This is a genomic window from Arthrobacter agilis (assembly GCF_002953615.1).
GTDB lineage: Bacteria > Actinomycetota > Actinomycetes > Actinomycetales > Micrococcaceae > Arthrobacter_D > Arthrobacter_D agilis_B.
Window position 1 is genome coordinate 3,234,661 of sequence record NZ_CP024915.1, and the last position, 3,886, is coordinate 3,238,546.

Annotated in this window: 3 protein-coding genes; 1 reads left to right on the forward strand and 2 read right to left on the reverse strand. The window is 70.2% G+C overall.

What is annotated here, in order from left to right:
* Window positions 1-78: 78 nt before the first annotated feature.
* Both CVO76_RS15860 and CVO76_RS15865 read right to left on the reverse strand, forming a co-directional pair.
* On the reverse strand, window positions 79-1,389 hold the full coding sequence (locus CVO76_RS15860) for an ABC transporter substrate-binding protein (protein WP_133082683.1): 1,311 nt from the start codon (window positions 1,387-1,389) through the stop codon (window positions 79-81).
* A gap of 282 nt (window positions 1,390-1,671) precedes the next feature.
* Complete coding sequence (locus tag CVO76_RS15865; protein WP_133082684.1) at window positions 1,672-2,646, reverse strand: aldo/keto reductase; 975 nt, start codon at window positions 2,644-2,646, stop codon at window positions 1,672-1,674.
* A gap of 135 nt (window positions 2,647-2,781) precedes the next feature.
* Here CVO76_RS15865 and CVO76_RS15870 point away from each other — a divergent pair.
* On the forward strand, window positions 2,782-3,886 hold a 1,105-nt coding region (locus tag CVO76_RS15870; RefSeq protein WP_208740079.1), incomplete at its 3' end, for an AI-2E family transporter.

Here is a 3,886-nt window from a genome sequence, read left to right on the forward strand (position 1 = left end):
CGGCATAGGTGGCGGCCGGGGAGGCGGCTGGATCGGTCCTGCCGGTCGACTCCTCGCGCGCCGAGGTGCCGGCGGACATCAGCCGGCTGCCTCGTCGACTGCTGCCGCGATGTTCGCCAGCGTCTCCTCGACCGGCTGGCCCTGGACGAACGCGGCCTCCAGCTGGTCGCGGAGCTTCGGGTTGATGGTCGCCATGGCGGGGGAGGTGAGCTGCTGGACGTCACCCGGTTCGAGCGTCGTCGCCTGCTCCACGAAGATGCCCGCGATGTCGGGCCGCGTCTGGTAGTCGAGGTCGGCGTCCACCAGGCTGGTCAGGGTGGGCAGCTCCATCGCGCGGGCACAGAAATCGGACATCTGGTCCGGTTGGGTCATGAATTTCAGGAACTCCGCGGCGAGGTCGGGATTGCGTGCGTTCTTCGTGGCCACGAGGGCGTTGCCACCGAGATCGCAGGCGCCTCGCTGATCGCGTGGCAGGTAGGTGGCCCCCCACTCGAAGTCGGTGATGGCCTCGTCGAGGCTCGGGAGCACGAAGTTGCCGACGAAGGCCATGGCGGTGGTGCCGGCCGAGAACGCGTTGTCGGCGTAGGTCGAGGACTTCACCGAGCTGCTGGGAGGCACCAGGCCGTCGGTGAAGAACCCCTGCGTGAACGCGAGGGCCTTCGCGCCGGCATCGGACTCGATCGCGGATCCGGTCAGGTTCTCGTCGAAGAGCCGTCCCCCCGCCTGGAACAGCCAGCTCAACCAGCGGGTGGACCCGCCCAGCTGCCAGTTGTAGACGAAGGGGAAGAGGTCGTCGGGGAGGGACCCGCGGAGCTGCTCCGCGACCTGGCGGAACTCGTCCCAGGTCCAGGCGGAGTCGAGGCTGTCCGGGACACTGCCGATGCCCGCCTGCTCGAAGAGGTCCGTGCGGTACACGACGGCCGAGGTGTCCGTCTGGTGGGGCACGCCGTAGGGCTTGCCGTCGAACTGGACGGCCTGCCACATCGCAGGGAGGAACTCCTCGCCGGCGGCGGTGTCGAAGTAGCTGCCGAGGTCGAGGAGCTGGTCCTGGCTGCTGTAGGCGCCGATGGTGCCGTAGTCCACGCGGAAGAGGTCCGGAGCCGTGCCGGCCTGCAGCTGGGCGTCGATGTTCGAGAAGATCTGCTCGTAGGGGACGAGGTCGAGCTTGACCTTCGTGCCCGAGTTCGCGGCCTCGAAGGCGGCGATGCCGCGGCGGAAACCCTCCTCCTCGGCGGGGCTGCCCCAGGTGGTGAACGTGAGGGTGTTCTCCCCGCCGTCGTCGCCGCCCTCCGACCCGCCGCCCCCCGAGAATCCCGCGCAGCCATTGAGCGCTGCCGCCGCTGCGAGGAAGCCCGCACCACCGAGTATCTGCCGTCTGGAAATGGTCATCGATCTGCCTTCCGAGTGAGCGTGGTCACAACGTACAGCACGGCGCCGACAGCGCAACCACCCTTGCTCCCCGGGAGGAGGTGCGCTAGGACCCGGTCGGTGGCGACCTACCGCTCGAAGCCCGCGCGTCCGCCGACCGGCTCACCCCGCCCGAGCCGGCGGTGGAGGCACCGAGGGCGGCCTCGGGGGTCGGCGCCTCCGAGGGCACGAGCGGTTCCGTGCCGGCCGGGTCGGGGCGGGAGCGGTGAGGGACCACATCCGCTCACGGCGCGAGGACGGACCTCAGAACCCGACGAGGGGGTGGGGCACGTAGTGCTCCTCCAGCGCGCCGACCTCGTCCTCCGTGAGCTCGAGGTCCAGCGAGGCGAGGGCGTCCTCGAGGTGCCGCGGCTTGCCGACGCCGACGATCGGCGCGGAGACCACGGGATTGCGCGACACCCAGGCGAGGGCGACCTGGGCGCGGGTGACCCCGCGCGCCCCGGCGACGGTCCCGACGGCGTCGGACACGCGCCGGTCCGCGTCGAGGGTGCCGTAGAGGGTCTTGCCGAAGGAGTCCGTCTCGGACCGCGACGTCGTCTCGTCCCACGGGCGCGCCAGCTTCCCGCGCGCGAGCGGGCTCCACGGCAGGACGCCGACGCCCTGGTCCGCGCACAGCCCGTACATCTCGCGCTCCTCCTCGCGATTGATCAGGTTGTAGTGGTCCTGCATCGTGACGAAGCGGGTCCAGCCGTTGATGCGCTGGAGGTAGAGGGCTTTCGAGAACTGCCACGCATACATGGAGGACGCCCCGAGATACCGCACCTTGCCGGCCCGGACGACGTCGTGCAGTGCTTCCAGGGTCTCCTCCAGCGGGGTTCCCGGGTCGAACCGGTGGATCTGGTAGAGATCCACGTAGTCGGTCCCGAGGCGCCGGAGGCTGTTGTCGAGCTCCGCGAAGATCGCCTTGCGGGACAGCCCGGCGCCGTTCGGCCCCTCGTGCATGCGGCCGTGCACCTTGGTGGCGATGACGGTCTCCTCGCGGCGGGTGAACTCCGCCAGCGCGCGTCCGACGATCTCCTCGCTCGAGCCGTCGGAGTAGACGTTCGCCGTGTCGAAGAAGTTGATGCCCGCGTCGACCGCGGCGCGGATCAGGGGGCGGCTCTCCTCCTCGGTCAGCGTCCAGGGGTGGTTGCCGCGGTCCGGTTCGCCGTAACTCATGCAGCCGAGGGCGAGGGGCGAGATGTCGAGGCCTGTGGAGCCGAGTTTCACGTAGCGCATGCGTTCCCTTTGCTGGCGTCGGAGGTGTTCCTCCACCCTAGCCCGGGCTCCTCCGTCGATCCGAGGGAGGAGCCCGGCGGGTGCAAGCGGCCGGCCACCCGGCGCCGCCGGCCGGGACTAGGGCAGGATGGCTGTGTGACACCTGCAGACTCCGACAACCCGGCAGACCCGACCTCCGTGCGATCCCGCTCCCGCCGCTGGCGGCTCCCCGCGGCGCCCGCCCCGGCGGAACCGCACGGCTCCTCGGTGGCCCGGCGCTTCCGCCCCCACGCCTTCGCGGAGGGACTGAAGGCCAGTGCCGCCTGGACGGCGCGCAGCATCATCGTCCTGGCAGGACTGGTCATCCTCTGGTACATCACCGGGGCCCTGTGGTCGATCGTGCTGCCCACGCTGTTCGCACTGCTGCTCGCCTCGGTCCTCTGGCCGGTCAACCGGTTCCTGCGCAAGGGCCTCCCGAAGGTGCTCGCCGCCCTCGTGACGCTCTTCGGATTCCTCGGCCTCGTCGGCGGGATCGGAGCGCTGACCGTTCCCTCGATCGCCGGCGGGGTCGCAGACCTCTCGACGCTGGCCCGGGACAATGTCGCCGACCTCGCGGATTTCGTCGCCGGGCCGCCCCTGAACCTGGACGGTGCCAACCTGGACGGGATCGTGGACACCGGCCTGAGCCAGCTGCAGGCGAACGTCGGGAACATCGTCACCGGTATCACCACGGGGCTGAGCGAGCTGACCTCGGGCACCGTCGTCGTGCTGCTGGCGCTCGTCTTCACGTTCTTCTTCCTCAAGGACGGCGACCGCTTCCTGCCCTGGGCGGGGCGGTGGACCAACTCCGCGGCGTACGCCCACGCCGCGAGCATCGCCGGCGGGGCCTGGAAGACGCTGTCCTCCTACATCTTCGCGCAGGCCACCGTGGCGCTCGTGGACGCCGTGTTCATCGGGCTGGGCCTCGTGCTGCTGGACATCCCGCTCGCGGTCCCGCTGGCCGTGCTCGTGTTCTTCTCCGCGTTCATCCCGGTGGTCGGAGCCATCGTCTCCGGCCTCGTCGCGACCCTCGTGGCCTTTCTGGCCTACGGCTGGGTGACGGCACTGATCGTCCTCGGGCTGGTGGTGCTCGTGCAGCAGCTCGAGAGCAACTTCATCCAGCCCCTGCTGGTGGGCCGCACCCTCGAGATCCATCCCGCCGTGGTCCTCGCCTCCGTCACGGCGGGCGGCACGATCTTCGGTATCATCGGCGCCTTCCTCG

Coding starts and splice junctions, on each gene's coding strand:
- CVO76_RS15860 (WP_133082683.1), bottom strand. CDS start 1,389: ATGACCATTTCCAGACGGCAGATACTCGGTGGTGCGGGCTTCCTCGCA.
- CVO76_RS15865 (WP_133082684.1), bottom strand. CDS start 2,646: ATGCGCTACGTGAAACTCGGCTCCACAGGCCTCGACATCTCGCCCCTC.